The 19966-nt window shown below is 50.6% G+C and carries 14 protein-coding genes; 5 read left to right on the top strand and 9 right to left on the bottom strand.

Going from position 1 to position 19966, the window contains the following annotated elements:
• Nucleotides 1–19: 19 nt before the first annotated feature.
• Nucleotides 20–1675, bottom strand: coding sequence for a sulfotransferase family protein (locus ACXAFR_RS24660; RefSeq protein ID WP_475182157.1), 1656 nt, complete (start codon nt 1673–1675; stop codon nt 20–22).
• Between the two features lie 70 nt (nt 1676–1745).
• Nucleotides 1746–4115 carry a TonB-dependent receptor gene (locus ACXAFR_RS24665; protein ID WP_475182159.1) on the bottom strand — a complete coding sequence of 790 codons (2370 nt, stop codon included), beginning with the start codon at nt 4113–4115 and terminating at the stop codon, nt 1746–1748.
• A gap of 327 nt (nt 4116–4442) precedes the next feature.
• On the opposite strand from ACXAFR_RS24665, the gene ACXAFR_RS24670 reads away from it, so the two are divergent.
• Nucleotides 4443–5387, top strand: coding sequence for a LysR substrate-binding domain-containing protein (locus ACXAFR_RS24670; RefSeq protein WP_475182164.1), 945 nt, complete (start codon nt 4443–4445; stop codon nt 5385–5387).
• Nucleotides 5388–5509: 122 nt separating this feature from the next.
• Here ACXAFR_RS24670 and gcvP read toward each other — a convergent pair whose 3' ends face one another.
• The 3 genes from gcvP to ACXAFR_RS24685 form a co-directional block, all read right to left on the bottom strand.
• The gene (gcvP, locus tag ACXAFR_RS24675; protein ID WP_475182165.1) at nt 5510–8332 is read right to left on the bottom strand and encodes an aminomethyl-transferring glycine dehydrogenase; all 2823 of its coding nucleotides are present in this window, start codon (nt 8330–8332) and stop codon (nt 5510–5512) included.
• 88 nt (nt 8333–8420) lie between these two features.
• Nucleotides 8421–9542, bottom strand: a complete 1122-nt coding sequence (gene gcvT / locus ACXAFR_RS24680; RefSeq protein WP_475182167.1) for a glycine cleavage system aminomethyltransferase GcvT — start codon at nt 9540–9542, stop codon at nt 8421–8423.
• 153 nt (nt 9543–9695) lie between these two features.
• Nucleotides 9696–10265, bottom strand: coding sequence for an LON peptidase substrate-binding domain-containing protein (locus ACXAFR_RS24685; protein ID WP_475182169.1), 570 nt, complete (start codon nt 10263–10265; stop codon nt 9696–9698).
• 141 nt (nt 10266–10406) lie between these two features.
• Between ACXAFR_RS24685 and ACXAFR_RS24690 the strand changes: the two genes are divergently transcribed.
• From ACXAFR_RS24690 to ACXAFR_RS24700, 3 genes are all read left to right on the top strand, one after another.
• Nucleotides 10407–10724, top strand: a complete 318-nt coding sequence (locus tag ACXAFR_RS24690) for a PepSY domain-containing protein (protein ID WP_475182171.1) — start codon at nt 10407–10409, stop codon at nt 10722–10724.
• Between the two features lie 86 nt (nt 10725–10810).
• Nucleotides 10811–11479 carry a response regulator transcription factor gene (locus ACXAFR_RS24695; protein ID WP_475182173.1) on the top strand — a complete coding sequence of 223 codons (669 nt, stop codon included), beginning with the start codon at nt 10811–10813 and terminating at the stop codon, nt 11477–11479.
• Entirely contained in the window at nt 11463–12854 is a 1392-nt protein-coding gene (locus ACXAFR_RS24700) for an ATP-binding protein (protein ID WP_475182174.1), read from the top strand. Before ACXAFR_RS24695 ends, ACXAFR_RS24700 begins: the two co-directional genes overlap by 17 nt.
• On the opposite strand, the gene ACXAFR_RS24705 is transcribed toward ACXAFR_RS24700, so the two are convergent.
• From ACXAFR_RS24705 to mpl, 4 genes are all read right to left on the bottom strand, one after another.
• A complete protein-coding gene (locus ACXAFR_RS24705) occupies nt 12831–15467 on the bottom strand; it encodes an efflux RND transporter permease subunit (RefSeq protein ID WP_475182175.1) in 2637 nt (878 codons plus the stop codon). The two genes, ACXAFR_RS24700 and ACXAFR_RS24705, sit on opposite strands and share 24 nt — an antisense overlap.
• A 137-nt stretch (nt 15468–15604) precedes the next feature.
• Nucleotides 15605–16399 carry a tyrosine-protein phosphatase gene (locus ACXAFR_RS24710; protein WP_475182178.1) on the bottom strand — a complete coding sequence of 265 codons (795 nt, stop codon included), beginning with the start codon at nt 16397–16399 and terminating at the stop codon, nt 15605–15607.
• 2 nt (nt 16400–16401) lie between these two features.
• The gene (locus ACXAFR_RS24715; RefSeq protein ID WP_475182179.1) at nt 16402–17016 is read right to left on the bottom strand and encodes a flavin prenyltransferase UbiX; all 615 of its coding nucleotides are present in this window, start codon (nt 17014–17016) and stop codon (nt 16402–16404) included.
• 20 nt (nt 17017–17036) lie between these two features.
• Nucleotides 17037–18395 carry a UDP-N-acetylmuramate:L-alanyl-gamma-D-glutamyl-meso-diaminopimelate ligase gene (gene mpl, locus ACXAFR_RS24720; RefSeq protein ID WP_475182182.1) on the bottom strand — a complete coding sequence of 453 codons (1359 nt, stop codon included), beginning with the start codon at nt 18393–18395 and terminating at the stop codon, nt 17037–17039.
• 214 nt (nt 18396–18609) lie between these two features.
• Here mpl and ACXAFR_RS24725 point away from each other — a divergent pair, with 214 nt between their 5' ends.
• Nucleotides 18610–19872, top strand: coding sequence for a 6-phosphofructokinase (locus ACXAFR_RS24725; protein WP_475182184.1), 1263 nt, complete (start codon nt 18610–18612; stop codon nt 19870–19872).
• The last annotated feature ends 94 nt before the right edge of the window (nt 19873–19966 follow it).

The following is a 19966-nucleotide window of genomic DNA, read 5'->3' on the forward strand; positions in this document are numbered from 1 at the left end:
TACTCCAAGCTGGTTTGAATCACACCAGTCCCGCCGCCGCAAAAACGTCGTAAACTGGCTTCATTTGTTCTTCTACACGTCGCCATTTACCCACCGATGACCGATAAACTGGCTCACGTATTTGACTTGCACTCGCCGTCAAACTAGCGCTTGGATTTTCAAAAAACTGATGGCAGGCTGGCTCCGCTGACAATTCGCAAAAATCGATCAGCCGATCAATTTCAGCTTCGGTATCGCTCACCAGTTTCTCATAGGAAAGACAGTAAAACCGGTGCGGGAACTGTTCCAGCCAGGACTCCATCAGCCAATAATGGGCAACCATATAATCCGCCAATTCCTCTAAATTGTAGGAATACCCATAGCCATGCTTAAACAACATTTTGAAAATACTAAACGCGGCATCCATCGGATCCCGCTTCACGTAAACCAATTTTGCACTCGGCAAAGCCCTGGCGAGCCAACCTGCATACACACTGTTGAGCGGCAGTTTATCGATCCACCACTGTGACTGGTCGATATCAGCGTCAGGCGTCTCTCCGACGGCCAACATCTGCCGACTCAATTCGTGGTAACGCTGCCCTAAAGATGCCAGTTGACTGTCGTCTATGACCGATAGTTGGTCGGTGGACAGCGCCATGGGATCCCGGGTCGCATCCAGGCCCGCACTTTCCAGTAAAGCCTGGGGCCAACTGGTGAGCTCGCCACCACTGACGATCTTGGAATGGCTCGCCAAAATTCGTTCAACCAACGTAGTGCCAGTGCGTGGCAAGCCAACAATAAACAACGGTTGGGGTCCAACAACCCTCTTCTTATCGAGTTCGCAAGCCAGTGGCACAGTTTCCGCACTAAAGCGCGTTGGCAACCACGCCATCAATTGCAGATCCCGCTGCAAATCGTAATTTATGTGCTGGCGTTTAATGGTCGCCGCCTGCTGATATTCCGCAAAGGCTTTCACATACTGCCCTTGGTCCTCATATACTTTCGCCGCGGTGTAACCCAGATAAAATAGGGCTTCAGCACTATTGTCATTACGTTCACGAGCCTGGTTCAATAGATCCCATACATCAGCGTCATTTTGAAATCGACGCAATTGCACCAGGTTGTAAACACTTTCAAAATCTCCAGGTTCTTCATTCAGCACCTGTCGATAGAGCCGCTCGCTTTCATCGAACGACCCCAAAAATCGTAACAATGCGGCCAGATTAAATGTTGCAGGCAAAAACCCAGGATCTCTGGACAGGATGGCTTCGTAACCTTTTTTCGCGCTGCTCACCTGCCCCAGCTGAAACCTTAAGGTCGCCAACTGACAGAGAGAAGCCAGGTCAAACTGAGCTTTGTCAGCTGCGCCATACTGCTCGGCATAGTCCAACGCGCGCTGGGCCTGGATAAACTCGCGCGCCGCCCAGTAGGCCTCGGCCAATTGCAGAAATCTGACTGCAGTCGGTTGCGCTTGCACCGCTCGTAAGGCCGAAGATACTGCCAGGGACAGGTGTCCCAACTTGAGACTAACCAGAGACAAGTGTGACCAGACGACCGGGTCGCTCGGATAGGCTTTGACTAATCCAACACACATTGACGCCGCAGGATCCCAAGCTTCACGCTCAATCAGCTCCCGCAAAGATTGCAGTTCGCCTACGCCAGCCCGATCGCTTACGCTATCAATTTTGCCCGTCATAAAAACTCGTTACGTCAACGCACATAAACGATTCAAGGTTTCGTTTTTTTTGACTAAACCACGACAATGATCAGAATTGATAGCTGACTCCCAGACCGATGGTGCGCGGTCTCACACGGTATTCCTGATCACCGAGATTGATACTGTATTGCAGCCCCGGTTTAGTACCCGTGTACTTGCCGTTGCCGTCACTGGAGGTAATCGAATCCTCGTTAGTCAGATTTTCTGCGAAGGCGGAAAATTGCCACTGATCCATGGTTAGCGCCAGCGAGGCATCGGCCAAGGTAGAGCTGTCAATTTCGTCATAACCACTGGCGGCCAAATAGGAAGGATCGTCAAAGCCCGTCACGAAGGAATCCTTGTAAGACACACCAAGACGCCCGGATAACTCCATACCGTTGCCCAACATGCGAGCATAATTTAGTGACGCGACCCAGGTCTGTTCAGGAACACCAGGCAAAGGATCGCCTTTGCTGCCGCCCAACTCAAAAGTTTCTGCACCGCCACTGGTGTTTGGAATCTGGAAGTCTTCGGACAATTCCGCATTGGTATAGCCGTAGCCAAGGTTCACCGATACTGCGTCGGTAATCTCATAACGCAGCTCGATTTCAACACCTTTACTATCCGCGGCTTCGGCGTTGTACATTACCGGGAAACCGCCATTCGGCGTTTGCATAATCAGCAGAGGATCTTCCCAGTCGATATAAAACAGTGAGACGTTATAGCTAGCGCGACCCTCCAAGGCGTAACCTTTGATGCCCACCTCATAGTTGGTCGACTTGTCCGGATCAAAGAACAAATAGTCTGGATGTTCTGCGAAGACGCCGCCTTCAATCGCGTCCGTGGAGAAATCATCCACTGGAACACCATTGGCACCGCCGTGGCGAAAGCCCTCGGCAACGGTGAAATAGATCTTGGTTTCGGCGCTGAGATCGTAAGAGGTGTTAAATTTAAACAGAGTATCGTCAAAATCCGCATCGCCGGAAGCTCCACTAAAACCCTCAGGCCCCTCGCCACAAAAGATACCACAGGGCGGCAAGGTAATAGTTTGTGCGGAATAGAAGCTCTGATCGAAGTAGCGAGCGCCCAGGGTCACCTGCCAGGGCTCGCTGAAGTGAAAAGTGACTTCACCGAAAATCGCCCGATCTTCAAACTCTGTGGTCTGCAGATTGCTATAACCCAGATCCCGCTCCTGAGGATTGACCATCCCGTAAAGCTCATCAACGCCGGCAATAAAATCGTAGGCTTCCGCATCATAATCGACGTCGTTGTAGTAGGCGCCGACCAGCCAATCCATAAAACCTTCACCGGTGGACGCCAACCGGAATTCCTGAGTGGTGGATTTGGTTTCGTAGGTTTTTTTACCGGTGACGACTTCGCGAGGCACGCCAGCATAGAACTCCCAGAATCCAGAGTAACCATAGTTGTAGCTTTGATCGTGGACACTATCGGCTTGGTTGCGAGTGACAGAGGTCGCCGAGGTCAATTCCGCAAAACCAAAATCGTGGGCAATCACCAGAGAGCCAACCGACGTCTCCCGCTCAAATTCCTCCAACACTTTGGTGCCGGATTCGTAGCCATCCAGCCCTGCTGCCGTGGCACTGGAGCCACCAATCTCATCCTTTTGGTAATTGACCATAAACGTAATGTCGGTGGCGTCACTGGGCGCAAAACGCAATGAGCCCCGCACCATAGTCACTTCTTCGTCGTTGAGGTCCTCAACACTGCGTGTTTCCCCGGTGGGCTGGCCGTCATCATCCAGCACTTCAATGTAGTCGGAATCGATATAACCCGCGTTGTACAAACGCGCTACAGTGCCTCTAAATGCCAAGGTATCGCTGATGGGAATATTGATGGTGGCTTCAATATCGTCGTTGAGATCGTCGGATTCGTCAGTGGCAGAAGCTTTCACCTTGATATTGCCAGAGATCTCATCGAACTCGGGCGCGTTGGGAATATATTTGATGGTGCCCCCCAGAGAACCGGAACCATAGAGAGTTGCCTGAGGGCCACGCAGAACCTCGACGCGATTCATATCCCGCAATTCAAGATTGGCAAACAAGGGCGTTTCGCCCAGGTATACCGAAACAACCGGATCAGTGACGTTAGAAAAATCTTCCTGACCAGATCCGGTAACGTTTAGACCACGCATGATAATACCGGTAGATATGCCGTTTTTACTGCGCCCCACGTCCGATAAATTCAGTCCGGGTATGTACCTGGCCAGTTTGGAAAACTCGTTGATATCTGCCTCGGAAAGCTGTTCACCACCATAGGCTGAAATGTTGTAGGGCACATCTTGTACGCTGGTCGCCCGCCGAGTCGCCGTTACCGTGATCTCTTCAATGCTATTACCGGACGAGCTGTCCGATTGACTTAGCGCTGGTGTCGCCAAGGTCATCGAAAGAACTGCGAGGTATAACTCCTTACGCGCAAACATAGTCCCACCATCTTCAACAAGCTGAATAGAGAAATACGCTCTACTCGCGGAGCTCCGCAAGTCGTGCGATTTCAACTTTAGGGCCAGTGACAGAGATCGCGAAACAACTAAATAGACACCCCCCATTCCCGAATGGAATGCCACAAGAGCGCCCACGCCGTTGCACCATTAAGGGTAGTGAGTCTTAGTCTCGGTAAAGTTGCGATATGTCGCCTTTTTCGAAAGGGAATAACAATTGCTAAATCTGATAAAAGCAGGAAATACCTGCGTTTTGCCTATTTTTATGCCCCAGATTTGGGCGCAATTATGACAATGCCAGGATGCGCGATGCGACGTAATTTACCCAAGATCACCACCTTGCAATGCTTTGATGCGGTCTCCCAACACCTCAATATGACCAGAGCAGGTAAAACCCTGCACATGACACAAAGCGCAGTGAGTAAACAGATCAAGAGTCTGGAAGAACACATGGGCCGTCGGCTCTTCGAACGCTTTGATGGGGAGCTAACCTTGACTCCAGTGGGAGAGCAGTTCGCCCAGGAGGTGCGGGAAATTCTCGCCCGACTCGATCACGTCACGGAGCAGTTTTCAGTCAACCCGGTTCACAGTCACCGTTACAAACTCAAAGTGGTCACCGAACCCACCATGGCACTGCGTTGGCTGGCGCCACGCATCAATGAGTTCAACGCTCTCTATCCGGATATTCAAGTGGACCTGTGTACGGATTTTGTTGCCGCCAGTCGCAGCATGCGCCGTTATGACTTCGCCATACTTTTTGGCGATGGCCACTGGGAAGATTGCCGCTCGGATTTTTTACGACACGAACACCTGGTCGCCGTGGCGTCACCGCGCCTGATGCGCAATCGCCACTGCAGTAACGATATGCACAGTGTGCTGGAACTGCCGTTTTTGCACCACGACAATCCCATTTCTACCACCACTATGTGGTTGTGTGCCCTGGGTAAAACCGACGCGGAGATCGCCCAGTTCAAAGGCAGTCACTATGAAACTTTGATGCTGCTCTACGAGGTGGTTAAAAGCGGAACCGGTTCCAGTATACTGCCCCGCTATCTGGTACAAAAAGATATTGAAGACGGCACACTGGTCAAGGTCTGCCAGCGGGAGTTGTTACTGGATAAGAATTACTATCTGGTTTATCAGCAAGACAGACACAATGAATACGCCATTAAAAATTTTCGGCGCTGGGCACAAACCCACGGGGAACGACTCTCCGAGGTCCAGAGAAAAGACGTCGAAATAAGCGCAATCTAAACGACTTGCGCACGTCTCACCCCTTCTCTCCTGCGTTTCAGATACCCTTACAGGTTACTGAGAGGCCATTTTCCAGCTATTACAAGCCTTCGCTGGATAGACACTTAAGCTTTTGCGAATTTTTACTCGTACGCCGATAAAGGAGGACACGAGCAAGTCAGATTTCTATCACCATAGACATTATCTACTCGGCCCACCGGAGGCCAATATTTGGCATTCTTGAGGCTTTCTACAGGATAGACCGCCTGAGATCGAGAATACGCGAAAGGCCACTCGTCTGCCGTTGCCAATTCGGCCGTGTGCGGAGCATTTACCAGCGGGCTGTCGGCTAACTCGACCAGGCCGCGACGTACCTGATCAATTTCCTCGGCAATGGCCAACATGGCATCGCAGAAGCGATCCAGCTCAAACAGGCTTTCACTCTCAGTCGGTTCGATCATCAGAGTTCCTGCGACGGGAAACGACATCGTCGGCGCGTGAAATCCGAAATCAATCAATCGTTTGGCCACATCTTCCACATCCACCCCCGTCGCATCTTTAATCGGACGCAGGTCAACGATGCACTCGTGTGCGACCAGTCCATTTGCTCCGGTGTAGAGGATTGGAAAGACACCAGAAAGACGTCGCGCAATGTAATTGGCATTTAAAATTGCAACTTCTGAAGCGTTCTGTAAGCCAATAGAGCCCATCATGCGCAGATACATCCAGGTTATCGGCAGGATGCTGGCACTCCCCAAGGCGGCAGCGGAGACGGCTCCAGACGTATTTTCCATTGACAGGTGGCCCGGCAGAAATTCTGCCAGATGTGCTTTTACGGCGACTGGCCCAACACCGGGTCCACCGCCACCGTGTGGAATACAAAATGTTTTATGTAGATTTAGGTGGCTGACATCGCCTCCAAACTCACCGGGCTTGCACAATCCAACCATGGCGTTGAGGTTCGCACCATCAATATAGACCTGCCCCCCGTGAGCATGGACAATCTCACACACCTGACGAACGCTCTCTTCAAACACGCCGTGCGTTGAAGGATAGGTAATCATAATGGCAGCGAGGGAATCACTGTGCTGTTCCGCTTTACGACGCAGATCTTCAATATCAATATTGCCGCTTCTATCGCACGCCGTAACCACGACCTTCATACCGCACATTTGTGCAGAGGCCGGGTTGGTACCGTGGGCAGAACTGGGAATCAAACAAATATTACGGTGGCCCTGCCCCTGAGAACGGTGGTAATTTCGAATCGCCAGCAAGCCGGCATACTCTCCTTGAGAGCCCGCATTGGGTTGGAAAGAAATATCATCATACCCGGTTATGTCACACAGCCAGGTCCGCAATTCCTGATCCAATTGTGCATAGCCGCTCGCCTGCTCTGCCGGGACAAGAGGGTGCAGATTGGCGAACTCAGGCCAGGTAACGGGAATCATCTCCGCCGTTGCGTTCAATTTCATGGTGCAGGATCCAAGAGGGATCATCGAGCGATCCAGCGCCAAGTCCTTATCCGACAGTTGCCGCAAATAGCGCAGCATTTCGGTTTCAGAATGATGGGTATTGAACACCGGGTTGGTCAAAAAAGCGCTCTGGCGCTTCAAGTCCAGTGGCAGTAAGCTGTCTAGATTTCTCTCGCTGGGTAAAGGTGCATCAAAACACGCCGCAATATTTTCCAAATCCGGTTCTGTGACACTTTCATCCAAACTGATGCCAATATGCTCAGAATTAACACGTCTAAAATTCAAGCCTTTGGCAGCCGCTTTTTGAAGAATGCCATCCGTTTCTGAGCCTGTTGCCAAGGTCAGGGTATCAAAAGCAGAGTCGTTCACTCGAGCGATGCCAACCGCAGTCAGGGCTTGAGCAAGGCGACAGGTGAGCAGGTGTATCCGCTGGGCTATTTTTTTGAGTCCATCTGGACCGTGATACACGGCATACATACTTGCCATGACAGCCAGCAGAACCTGCGCAGTACAAATGTTCGATGTCGCCTTCTCCCGGCGAATATGCTGCTCGCGGGTTTGTAGCGCCAACCGTAAAGCGGGATTTCCCTGAGCATCTTTTGACATCCCGACGAGTCGCCCAGGCAGTGAGCGTTTGTGAGCATCACGGGTCGCCATATAACCGGCGTGAGGTCCGCCAAACCCCATGGGAACACCGAACCGCTGCGCACTACCAACCACGACATCAGCGCCCAATTCACCCGGTGCAACCAGTAAGGTCAATGCCATTAGATCGGCTGCAACTGCAACCAACGCCTTTTTGCTTTTGGCGGCATCAATAGCAGGTTTAAGATCAGCAATGCCTCCGTCAACACCCGGGTACTGCAATAAGGCGCCGAAACAATCGCTGTCGTCGATGTGCGCAATAGGTGCTACGTGAAGCTCTATGCCGAGAGGCTCCGCTCGCGTCTGCAACACCGACAGCGTTTGAGGTAAACATTGTTCGTCCACAAAAAAGACGTTTGATTTAGACTTGCTCACCCGCTGACACAAAGTCATCGCCTCAGCTGCCGCCGTGGCTTCGTCCAACATTGAGGCGTTTGCGAGCTCCATTCCCGTAAGCTCACAAATCATGGTTTGGAAGTTCAGAAGTGCTTCCAAGCGCCCTTGTGAAATTTCCGGCTGATAAGGTGTATAAGCCGTGTACCAAGCTGGATTTTCAAGAATGTTTCGCAGAATTACCGGCGGCGTGATGGTGCCATAGTAACCTTGACCAATATAGCTATGACGCACTTGGTTCTTTGTCGCGATTTCACGCAGCTGGGTGAGCGCGTGAGTTTCGGAACACGCTGCACCTGTCGCTAAGGGTTCGGCGTTACGGATATTCTCAGGGACGACGGCCCTTAAAAAGTTATCCAGAGATTGAAAGCCAAGTGTCTCCAACATCTGTTGTTGTTCCGCCGCAGATGGGCCAATGTGACGTGTTTGAAAATCACTATCGGCAGAATATTCCATAACAAACCCTGTTCGTTCAGTATTGATGTGCAATTTGGATAATAACGCTGCAAAACTGCAGACATCGTAGGCAGGAAGCTAGCGACCACTAGCCCCTGAAATATCGGTGAGGTACAAAAAGCGCAGGCGCGACCGTTAACGGCCGCAGTTTTCCCCGCAAGGACGCAAATACACGGCTACCGGGCACGGCCAGCGGCGTGTCAACGTAGCCCATGGCAATCGGTGCCGCCAAACTCGGGGCAAAACCACCACTGGTCACAATGCCAATGCACTCTTCAGCGTCGTTAAACAGTTCCACCCCCTCGCGAATTGGCGCTTTTCCATCCACAAGAAAACCGACCCGCTTTTGTGCTGCGCCAGTATCGCGACGGGCAAAAATAGCATCGGCGCCAATAAAACCTCCCGCCTTGTCCGCTCCTGGACGTCGGCTTTTGTGAACCGCCCACCAGAGCCCGGCATCAATCGGCGAGCGAGATTCATCCATGTCGTGGCCGTAGAGACACAAACCCGCTTCGAGCCTCAGGCTGTCTCTGGCACCGAGGCCAATCCACTCAACATCGGCATGCTGTAACAGCATCTGGGCAAGTTTCAGAGCAGCCGTCGCAGGAATGGAGATTTCAAAACCATCTTCCCCGGTATAGCCTGTACGCGTGACAAAACAGGTGACACCGTCTATTTCAAAGCTTCCACCCTGCATAAACAGTAACTCACACGCTTTGGGCGCGAACGGCAACAGTACACTGGCAGACAGTGGCCCCTGCAGTGCCAACAGGGCCCTGTCGTCGAGCGGCGTAAATTCTGTCGAAGCCGACAAATGCGATCGCACATGTGCCTCGTCTTTTTCCTTACACGCAGCGTTGTAGACCAAGACGAAGGTATCCGCATTCTGGCGAGTTACGATGAGGTCATCGATGACGCCGCCCTCTTCATTGGCAAAGAAGGCGTAGGTACACTGGCCTGGCAAGAGTCCTGCGGCGTCGATTGGCAGCAGACGCTCAAGATCAGCGATGGCTTCCGCGCCACTCACCAGCGCTTGCCCCATATGAGACACGTCGAAAAGCCCGGCTCTGGCACGGGTATGAATGTGTTCTGCTTTGATTCCTAAGGGATAAGATACAGGCATGTTATAGCCAGCAAATGGAACCAGTTTGGCACCAGCTTCTACGTGCAGCTCGTAGAGAGGTGTTGATAACAACGCATCGGATGTCATAGCAGTTAACCGATTAATTCCTGAATGAAAGACTCACCAGCTCCGCCGGTACGCGGGGCGAGGATTATACTCGTGTCGACCGTAAGATCCAGCCGGTACCTAGGGAGGACGATAAACAGGCCCTAGGTATTGTGACGACTCAGCGACCGTATACTAAAGCTTGTGAAGCAGCACTTGCAGCTCATCCAGACGTGCTTCTGGATCGCCCAGAGCTAACAATGCGATTTTCTCTGGATTGCTCAAAGGCAGCAGGCGACTGAGTTGCCAGCCGAGCAGACTGGCGTGCTCCGCCGGTAGGAAATCCAGCTCCGTGATGGCGGGATGCTGCATCAACTGCTGAAAGAGATCGACGAGATTTTGATAACGGGCATCCACCTCTATTTCAGGCTCAGCTGCCAACCAAGTTACGTCTCCGACCAGTAAATTGTCTGGCCCGACTCGACTTTGCTGAAGGGTGAACTTACGATTGCCGAGCACACTGAGAGCCAGCATACCGTTACCCTTATCACGGCAGTCTAGGATCTTGGCTTCCACACCGACTTGAAATACCTGGGGAACTTCACCCACTTCCCGCCCCTCTCGAATCTGGACAATACCGAACCCCACATCATTGCGCTGGCAGCGCGCCACCAAATCGAGATAGCGCTGTTCGAATATCTGCAAATTGAGCATTTGCTGAGGAAAGAGCGTCGTCGATAGAGGAAAGAGGTCAAGTTCAGCCATCAAGCGGATTTCAGTGGTTAAGCGAGCGTTCAGTTTACCCTCGATAGGATATCGTTAAAACTCAAACATTTAGTTCTTTTATCCCCAAGGAAGCGCCACCATCAAAAACTCGCCAGTTTCATTCAGATTCGCATCCCATTTGTGCTTTACTACAACTGGCGACGACTTGAGTTGTTGTCGAAAGACGGCGATATTGCCTCTGCCAATTCCAATATGAGCCTTCCGGAGCCCAATATTATGTTTCGCCACTTGCTGATCGGTCTGCTGCTGGTAATGAGCCTAGGCGCGCCGTCCATCGCCTCCGCTCAAGAAGCCGCCAGAGACGCTCGCCACGCGGCGGAATTAGCCCGACAGAGGCACCCAGGCAAGGTTCTGAGTGTCAAACGTGTCGATGGGCACTACCAGGTGAAGATCCTTCACGAGGGCAAAGTCAATTACGTCACCATCAAGGCGCAGTAAACCGATGAGCCTGGATAAGCCCAGCAGAGGCGCCACCCAGGAACTAGGAAACAATGTAAACGCTGCGAAATGGCAGAGGAATACCTATGAATCTTCTGATTGTCGAAGATGAAAAACAACTGCAAAGCCAGATTCGTCAATGCCTGGAAGCACAGGAGTACCGCGTCGACAGCGCCAGCGACGGGCGCGAAGGTCTGTATTTTGCTGAAGAGTTTATGTACGACTTGGCGATCATTGATCTTGGCTTACCGGAAATTGACGGCATAGAGTTAATCCGACAGATTCGCTCCAAAGACAAGCATTTTCCAATTTTGATTCTGACCGCTCGCGGCGACTGGCAGGATAAAGTGGAAGGACTGGAGGCCGGAGCCGATGACTATCTCACCAAGCCCTTTCATCTCGAGGAATTGCAAGCTCGAGTCCGTGCACTGCTGAGACGTTCAGCGGGTCAGTCGACCAATGTGTGGACCTTTGGCCCGCTGACACTCGATTATGACAAGAAGGAAGTCTCTCTCGACGGGCAGCGTCTCGAACTCACCAGCTATGAGTTCAATATGCTAGAGTATTTGGCCAGACATAAGGGCAAAGTCATCTCTAAATCCGAGCTGACAGAATATCTATACGCGCAAGACTTCGAACGGGACAGCAACACCATCGAAGTCTTTATTGGTCGCCTGCGGAAAAAACTGGAGCGCGACACCAAATTTATCCATACCGTACGCGGCCAGGGTTACCGCTTTGAGTATCAGGCCTGAGGTCTCCGTCAAATCCACCTCCTTACAAGGGCGGTTTATTCTCGCCAGCCTGCTGTGTTTACCTCTGTTTATCGGGGCCAGTGGGTTGCTGTTGGAACAGGCATTTAAAGAGAATCTTCTGGCCGCCGAAGAACAGCAGCTTCAATCGCAACTCTATATTCTTTTGGGAGCCGCCGAAGTGGATCAAGGCAACTTGTGGCTTCCCGAGCAATTGCCCGAACCCCGCTATTCAATGATGGATTCCGGGCTCTATGGGCAAATCATCGCCGTCGATCCCGATAAAACCAGCGCCTCGGACTGGCAGCGCCGCTGGCGTTCGGCCTCCGCGCGCCTATTGAGCCAGCCGCTCCCGGAAGATGGCATCCCTTTTGTTACCAATGGCCGCCATTTTGATCAAGTTGAGCGGTGGTTTCGATTTACCTATGACTTAATCTGGGAGGATCCCCAGGGAGAATCCATCCCCCTTAGGTTTCAGATTTTTCATGAGACGGACACCTACCGTGCTCAGTTACTTCGTTATCGCAAACAGCTCTGGTACGGCCTGATCTTATTAGCGCTAGGATTAATCAGTGTTCAGGCATTGATCATGCGCTGGGGACTGCGTCCGCTCAAACAATTAGTTCGGGATGTGCGCGCCCTCCCCGATTTATCATTTCGACAGCTGGAGGGGCAGTATCCGGCGGAAATTCGACCACTGACCGATAGCCTCAACCAAGTTCTCGCCAACGAGCAAGCTCAGAGAGAGCGTTATAAAAATACGCTCAGTGATCTTGCCCACAGTCTGAAGACTCCGCTCGCGATTGTGCAGGGGGAACTTCAAACCCAACAGCCGAATCACGAGATTTTGAAAAGTCAGAGTGAACGAATGACGGCGATCATTCGCCATCAATTACAGCGAGCTGTTGTGCAAACGAATCAGAAAATGCACCAGGCGCTGCCACTGCGACCGATCGCTGAGCGCCTCTGTCGGGCCATGGAAAAAGTGTACGCCGACAAAGCCATTCAATTCCGCGTGACAATACCGACGAACTGCAGTTATCCAATGGAAAGCCAGGATTTTTTTGAATTACTGGGCAACTTAATCGAGAACGCCTGCAAATACGGCAAATCTCAGGTTCACATTGACGCAAAAACCTCAGGAGATAATCTCACCGTCACCGTTGCCGATGACGGTGAGGGTATTCCTAATGATCAGTCCCTTACGCTATTGGATCGAGGCGCCAGAGGCGACACCAGCCAACCCGGACAGGGCATTGGACTGGCAATCACCACCGATATCATCAGCGCTTATGGTGGCGCGTTACAGGTTCGCCCGGCAACCACTCTCGGCGGAGCAGAATTTGTCATTCAGCTACCGAATAGTGTCCGAGGATGACTGAGGCCCAAAGGGTTTAAACAGCAAAATCAATCGGGGCAATAGGAGTAAGGCTGCCAATATCGCTGCCAGCATCGCCAGCCCTGTCAGTAATCCGAAATAGATCGTGGGGATAAATCGCGACAATCCCATGATTGAAAACCCCAAAATAATAATCACTGAGGTATAGAACATCGCCCGCCCGATCGAGGCATGGGAGCGATGCATTGTGGCGATATAATCCCGGTCTCGACCAAACTCCGTCTTAAATCGATGGATGTAATGAATCGTATCATCGACCCCGATACCCACTGTGATTGCAGCAATGGTAATGGTCATCATATCCAACGGAATACCTGCCAGCCCCATCCCGCCGAGTACGACAGCAGCGGCGAGAAGATTAGGGACAATCGCAATCAGTGCTAACGGCAGCGATCTAAACAGCACGACGAACATACATGCGATGCCAATAAATACCGCGCCCAAAGTCATTATTTGAGATTTAAATAAGCTCTGGAGCATGTTGTTATAGAGCACCAACAATCCCGTAAAGTGCACCTGATCGTCGCTGAAGCCGGCCTCTTCAACAGCGAACTTATGGATATCTTCCAATAATTGCGCCCGATGCAAATTCGGACTGGTATCTTTTACTCGCAGCGTAATACGAGTCTGATGAATACTCTCATCGAGGTAAGGATTAATGAGCACATCTTCAATCGCACCAGGAAGAGACCGTTTCATCAAGGCAAGTTCGAAATTATTCAAGGACCCGTCGGTAATATCCGATCCGACCTGATAGGCGATGGCCAGTGACTGTACTTTGCCTATCTCAGGACGTGAATCCAAATAATCGTGGAGCTTCTTGATTTGCTGTAGCCCGCTAACCGTGAACCAATAGCTGTCTTGTTGCGGCGCATTGTTGTCAGCGCTTGCAAATGGATTATCACCACCAAAGGGATCGCTTTCGCCAAACGGATCTTCTTCAGAGGACTCGGCAAAAGAGTCCTCCGCTGCGGAGCTAGTCGAAAGATCGGGATCAGCAAAGGCATCACCACCAAATTCGTCATCCGATACCACAGGATCTACTGCATCTGGCGTTACTTGGGTGTCTTCGGCAGAGAAGTTTTTCGGCGCATCTAACACGATATCCAGGCTGATCGTACCTCCCAGGTTTTTATCGATAACCGACATACCTTTATAGATTTCGGTACTTTTGTGGAAGTAATCAATAAAACGGTTTTCGACTTCCAGCTTGGAAATGCCATAGACGCTGAGCATACCCAACAATACGCTAACGACTAGGACACCGGTCGGGAACCTTTCAGTGATGGAGGAAAAGCGCGTCGTGAAAACGTGAGAGTTGTCGCCTTTATCTCTGGGCTCTCCCTTTGGCAGTATCATTAATCCTGCAGGAATGATGACAAACGCCAGCACAAATGACAGCGCTAAACCGATCGTCATCATCCACCCAAAGTCGATCACCGGGCGGATGTCACTCACCACTAACGAGACAAAGGCGACCATGGTCGTCAGCGTCGTGTAAAAACACGGTAACGCCATAAAAGAGACCGTCCGCATAACCAGCTCTGATTGTGGGAGCTCCGGGCTTTCGGCGTGGTATTCTCGATAACGCACCAATAAATGGATGGTAATCGCGAGTGAAATAATGAGAAGCAAGGCGACAAAGTTTGACGATATGACGGTTAGGCGCCAATCGATCCAACTCAAAAACCCGAGCATCATGATGACAGACGTCAAGCAAGTCGCAATCGGCAAAAATACAAAGCGTTTCTGGCGAAAAATAACAGCCATGATCACGACCATAAATGCCAGCACGCCGATACCGAAAACTTTTAGATCACTGCGAATGAAGTTAATCATATCCGCAGTAATCATTGAGGCTCCGCCCACGAATAGCTGAGCTCGGTCCTCGTAATTGGCGACAATCGACCTCACCTGCTCGACACGAGCATGGTCCTCGGCGGCTTTTTGGGTACGGTAATCCAAAAACTCTTTGCGGACGCGTTCCAGCTCCTTAGCTTCCGTGTCGCTAGGTCCTTCTTGACTCTCCTTGAGACTCAGAGCGTCCCGATGACGAACCAAGTCAATAAACGTATCGTCAACCGCCAAATTCAGCATTATTGCTGTGGTCTCACCATCCGGACCGAGCAGCAGGTTTTTGTAAATTGGGCTGTTTAAGAACTCCTGCTTCGCCAGAGAACGATCAACGTTTGGGTCTGTCAGAGTATGGAGATTACCGATTTGGGTTAACGCCACCTTAGGACTGTACAGAAGCGGCGCGTCAAGCATCGATAAGGTGCTTGCGACACCAGGTACCTTTTGCAGCTCTCCGGTCAAGGATTTGAGGGTTGCCAAGGACGAATCAGAAAAAAGATCTTGATTTGGCTTGAACGTCACCACGAGAAAGTCATTGCCGCCATAGCGCTGACTGATTTCTCGAAAATAATCCAAAGACTGATCATGCTCTAACGTCAATGAATCCGACGAGGCGTCCAGTTTAAAGCGAGGCAGGCCAGCCGCCATTAAGATTAGTAGGACAACCACCAACAGCAGCGCCGTTCGGGGATGTTCAATAACGGAACGGCGATACACGCTGCTTAACAAATTAACCATGTAGAAACCTTAAGGCGGAAAATCGGCCTTTAGACACCAAATCTCGTGAAATGACTGCAAAAGATCTGAAAACAGAAGCTCAAGCAGTTTACGTGAACAGACCCGCTTCAGATTGAAAGATGACACTTACTTACGCACTAAGCTTCTAAAAACACATCGCGAAATTCACGCAAGAAATACTCATCAAGCCCGATGGCCTCGCGCAAATAGGTACCAACATCCCTATATTTGCGCCGAACTGCATTAAAAAAAGCCTCAATATTATCCTGATGGACAGAACAATACGGCTGCAACCATGTCGTTTCCCAGCGTGACACTTGCGCCTCACGCAGCCGCCGCTCTATTAATGACTGTAGCTCAGATGTATCTAAATACCGAATAGTGAGCATGTAATCGCCAATGACGTCAGGTTCGGCAACATCTAAGGCCAGAAGAATAAGTGCCGCCGCCAGCCCGGTGCGATCTTTGCCCGCAGCACAATGGATAAGACTTGCAGCCTCAGCATTTTCCTGCAATCTCAAAAACATCTGGTGATATCCAGGAGCAACTTCATCAACGCAATCTGCATAACCGGAAACAACCAGCTCATGAGCTCTGGCTGCAGACATTTCTCCAGCGTGCAGCAACTCCCAAAACTGATCGATACTGCCAATAAAAAGTTCATAATCGGCGTGTATTTCTACGTCGACGATTTGCGAAGGCGTCCGGCGCTGCTCCTCCACTCGACGAAAATCATGGACCTGAGTCAAATTCAAGTCAGCGAGCTTGACTCGATCAGTATCAGTAAGCCTGTTGAGATGCCCACTGCGGTAGACCTTCCCCCATCTGACCTTGCGTCCGTCTGCAGAACGATAGCCCCCAATGTCACGGAAATTAATCCCCCCCTGCAAAGGCAACAATCGGCGGGATGTCCAATCAGAATCCGTATCCATTATTAATCCTCCCCCCACCTTGGCATCAAATCCTGCTCGATACCACAGTGATCCAGAATACGAGCCACAATGAAATCGATAAGATGCTCTATTGTTCGAGGACGATGGTAAAACCCTGGGCTGGCCGGAATGATCGTCGCACCGAGACGCGTCAGTTTCAGCATGTTTTCCAGATGGATTTCGGAATACGGCGCCTCACGAGGAACTAGAATTAACTGACGACGCTCTTTAAGAGCCACGTCAGCGGCGCGCTCAATCAAATTGTTACTTGCCCCGTTTGCAATTGCGGAGAGTGTGCCCCCGCTTGCCGGGCAGATGATCATCGTATGGGGAGACGCAGAGCCCGAAGCAACTGGTGAAAACCAATCTTCTCTTTCCAGAAGGATCAATTGATCATCATTGGCCCCGTAACGTTCACACAGAAAACTCTGTTGCTCTTCCAGGTCTTCTGGTAACACAAAGCTCAACTCTGTGCTGATAACCACTTCAGCCGCGCGAGATAGCAACAAATAAACTCGGCAGTCTGCTGCCAGCAAACACTGCAATAAGCGCATACCATACTGAGCACCAGATGCCCCCGTTAACGCCAGTGTGAATGTCTGCTTATAAATTGTCATAACGACATTGTCCTGATAATTCAACCGAGCCTTTCCAAAATCTGTTTATGAACGCCACCGAAACTGCCGTTGGACATAATTACCACGTGACTACCCGGTGTTGCAGTGCCAGCCACCTCTGAAACAATTTGCTCAATGCTGCGAGCCAGCATTGCTTTGCCGTCAGAGCTATTCACTACCGCTCCCAAATCCCAATCGACATTTTCAGGCTGATACCAAATAACGATATCTGCCGCAGCTGTTGCTGCCGCCAACTTCTGCTTGTGTGTTCCCATGCGCATCGTATTTGAACGAGGTTCAATCACAGCAATGATTGATTCCTGACCAACCTTCTCTCGCAACCCTGCTAAGGTGGAAGCAATCGCAGTCGGATGATGAGCAAAATCATCATATACAGAAATGTCATTTGGCTTTCCGAGACATTCCATACGGCGCTTAACACCGGAAAACTTATTAAGCGCTGCGATTGCCTTCTCTAGAGTCACCCCAACATGCCTGGCAGCAGCAATGGCAGCAAGACCATTATTGACGTTGTGCAAACCTGTTAGATCCCAAGTAATTCTGCCACCACTCGTCCCTTCCAACAGGACATCAAACTGACTGCCATCCGGCGCTATCAATTCGGCCCTCCATGGGGCAACGTCTCCACTTAAGCCTATGGCCGCTGTTGGCGTCCAGCAACCGCGCGCCAAAACACGGTTTAGAGATTCATCGTTGGCGGGATGGATAATTTGACCCTGTGACGGGATAGTGCGAACAAGATGGTGAAACTGCGTTTCAATGGCAGCCAGATCGGGAAATATATCCGCGTGATCAAATTCCAAGTTGTTAAGGATTAAAGTGCGCGAGCGATAGTGTACAAATTTTGATCGTTTATCAAAAAACGCCGTATCATATTCATCAGCCTCCGTAACAAAAAATGTGCTATCCGTAAGGCGTGCAGACGTTTTAAAATTTGTTGGCACCCCGCCAATGAGATAACTGGGGTTGTAACCGCAATCTTCAAGAATCCACGCCAGCATGCTGGATGTTGTAGTCTTCCCGTGAGTGCCAGCAACAGCCAAGACCCACTTGTCACGTAAAATGGTCTCACTAAGCCACTGAGGGCCGGATGTATATGGCAGCCCCCTGTCGAGAATCGCCTCAACCAGAGGGTTTCCACGGCTCATGGCATTACCAATCACAAACAGATCGGGAGCCAGTGCGAGCTGCTCTAGACCGAATCCTTCAATCAATTCAATTCCGGCCTGCTCTAGCTGATTGCTCATTGGAGGGTAAACATTCGCGTCGCACCCAGTCACTCTGCAACCATGGGCCTTTGCGAGTTGGGCAATACTTCCCATAAATGTCCCGCAAATACCCAAAATGTGAATATGCATAACTGTCACTCAAAAACTTTATCGAGAGCTTAGCACGTCAGTATTTGCTTGTCGCAATTCGCAAGCCACCCAGCTGTAGGCAGCAGTATGCACGCGCTCGCAAAAATAATGAGTCTAAAAATTGATTTATCAAATGAAACTGATTAAAAGATGCCAATTATGAAGCCAAAAGCTTCTGGCTATCCTCTCCCCCTAACGCCAATGGAAACTCCCTATGCCAAAATACAATGTCTTTTACGCGCAATCTGGTGGAGTAACCGCAGTTATCAATGCATCCGCATGCGGGGTTATCGAAACAGCACGCGCCATGAAAGCTGACGTCGGCAAGGTCTACGCTGGACGAAACGGTATTCTTGGCGCGCTGACGGAAGATCTTATTGATACGAGCAAAGAAACATCTGCAACCATAGCCGCTTTAAAGCACACGCCTGGTGGTGCATTTGGATCCTGTCGATATAAATTACAAAACCCCGAGACATCTATTGGCGAATATGAGCGACTCATTGAGGTCTTCAAAGCGCACAACATACGCTATTTTTTGTATAACGGAGGAGGAGATAGCGCCGACACCTGCTTAAAAGTTGCCAATGTATCACAGTGGCTAGGCTACCCTATTCACGCAATCCATATTCCAAAAACCGTCGACAATGACCTTCCTCACACAGACAACAGTCCAGGATTTGGATCTGCAGCGAAGTATGTTGTTACTTCCATCAAAGAAGCATCCATGGATGTTGCCTCAATGGCCGCAACATCCACAAAGATATTTATTCTAGAGGTTATGGGCCGCCACGCAGGCTGGATCGCAGCTGCAGCTGGTGTTGCCGCACAACAGGAAGGGGATGCACCTCACATTATCCTGTTGCCAGAGGTTCCATTTCAAGAAGCTGAATTCTTAGCGAAAGTAAAAGAGTCGGTTGAAAGATACGGCCACTGCGCGATTGTTGCCTCTGAAGGAGCCAGATACGCGAATGGTGACTTTTTAGCCCAAGATAGCGATGTCGATGTTTTTGGTCATACACAGCTGGGAGGCATGGCACCCACTCTCGCCCGAATGATTCGGCAAAAATTAGGCTATAAATACCATTGGGCAGTAGCAGATTATCTTCAAAGGTCCGCTCGACATATTGCTTCTGCAGTCGATGTTGACCAAGCTTACGCCGCAGGAAGGGTAGCTTTACAATGGGCTATTCAAGGAAAAAATGGCGTCATGCCTGGTTTTGTTCGCGGAAAAGGCAAACGCTATTCGTGGAAAATCGAGAGCGTGAATTTGGAAGATGTCGCGAACGTTGAAAAGACTATTCCCAGAGAGTTTATTAGCGAAGATGGCTTTTCCATTACGGAAAAGGCAAAAGAGTATTTCCTTCCATTGATTAAAGGTGAAAGCTATCCACCTTATAAAAATGGGATTCCCGTCTACGCCCGCCTCAAAAACTTGTCAGTAACACCGAAACTACCTCCATACGTCCCTGGCTAGATACGTCAAAGAAGCCGACATAATTTTCCATAAATCAAGACACAGCTGATGGCCTAGGGCAGCCGATTAGCGCTGTCGATCGATATCTAAAAGG

The organism is Pseudomaricurvus sp. ABR4_320 (assembly GCF_056159445.1).

Coding starts and splice junctions, on each gene's coding strand:
- ACXAFR_RS24660 (WP_475182157.1), bottom strand. CDS start 1,675: ATGACGGGCAAAATTGATAGCGTAAGCGATCGGGCTGGCGTAGGCGAA.
- ACXAFR_RS24685 (WP_475182169.1), bottom strand. CDS start 10,265: ATGGCTGAACTTGACCTCTTTCCTCTATCGACGACGCTCTTTCCTCAG.
- ACXAFR_RS24665 (WP_475182159.1), bottom strand. CDS start 4,115: ATGTTTGCGCGTAAGGAGTTATACCTCGCAGTTCTTTCGATGACCTTG.
- gcvT (WP_475182167.1), bottom strand. CDS start 9,542: ATGACATCCGATGCGTTGTTATCAACACCTCTCTACGAGCTGCACGTA.
- gcvP (WP_475182165.1), bottom strand. CDS start 8,332: ATGGAATATTCTGCCGATAGTGATTTTCAAACACGTCACATTGGCCCA.
- ACXAFR_RS24695 (WP_475182173.1), top strand. CDS start 10,811: ATGAATCTTCTGATTGTCGAAGATGAAAAACAACTGCAAAGCCAGATT.
- ACXAFR_RS24710 (WP_475182178.1), bottom strand. CDS start 16,399: ATGGATACGGATTCTGATTGGACATCCCGCCGATTGTTGCCTTTGCAG.
- ACXAFR_RS24715 (WP_475182179.1), bottom strand. CDS start 17,016: ATGACAATTTATAAGCAGACATTCACACTGGCGTTAACGGGGGCATCT.
- ACXAFR_RS24670 (WP_475182164.1), top strand. CDS start 4,443: ATGCGACGTAATTTACCCAAGATCACCACCTTGCAATGCTTTGATGCG.
- ACXAFR_RS24705 (WP_475182175.1), bottom strand. CDS start 15,467: ATGGTTAATTTGTTAAGCAGCGTGTATCGCCGTTCCGTTATTGAACAT.
- ACXAFR_RS24725 (WP_475182184.1), top strand. CDS start 18,610: ATGCCAAAATACAATGTCTTTTACGCGCAATCTGGTGGAGTAACCGCA.
- mpl (WP_475182182.1), bottom strand. CDS start 18,395: ATGCATATTCACATTTTGGGTATTTGCGGGACATTTATGGGAAGTATT.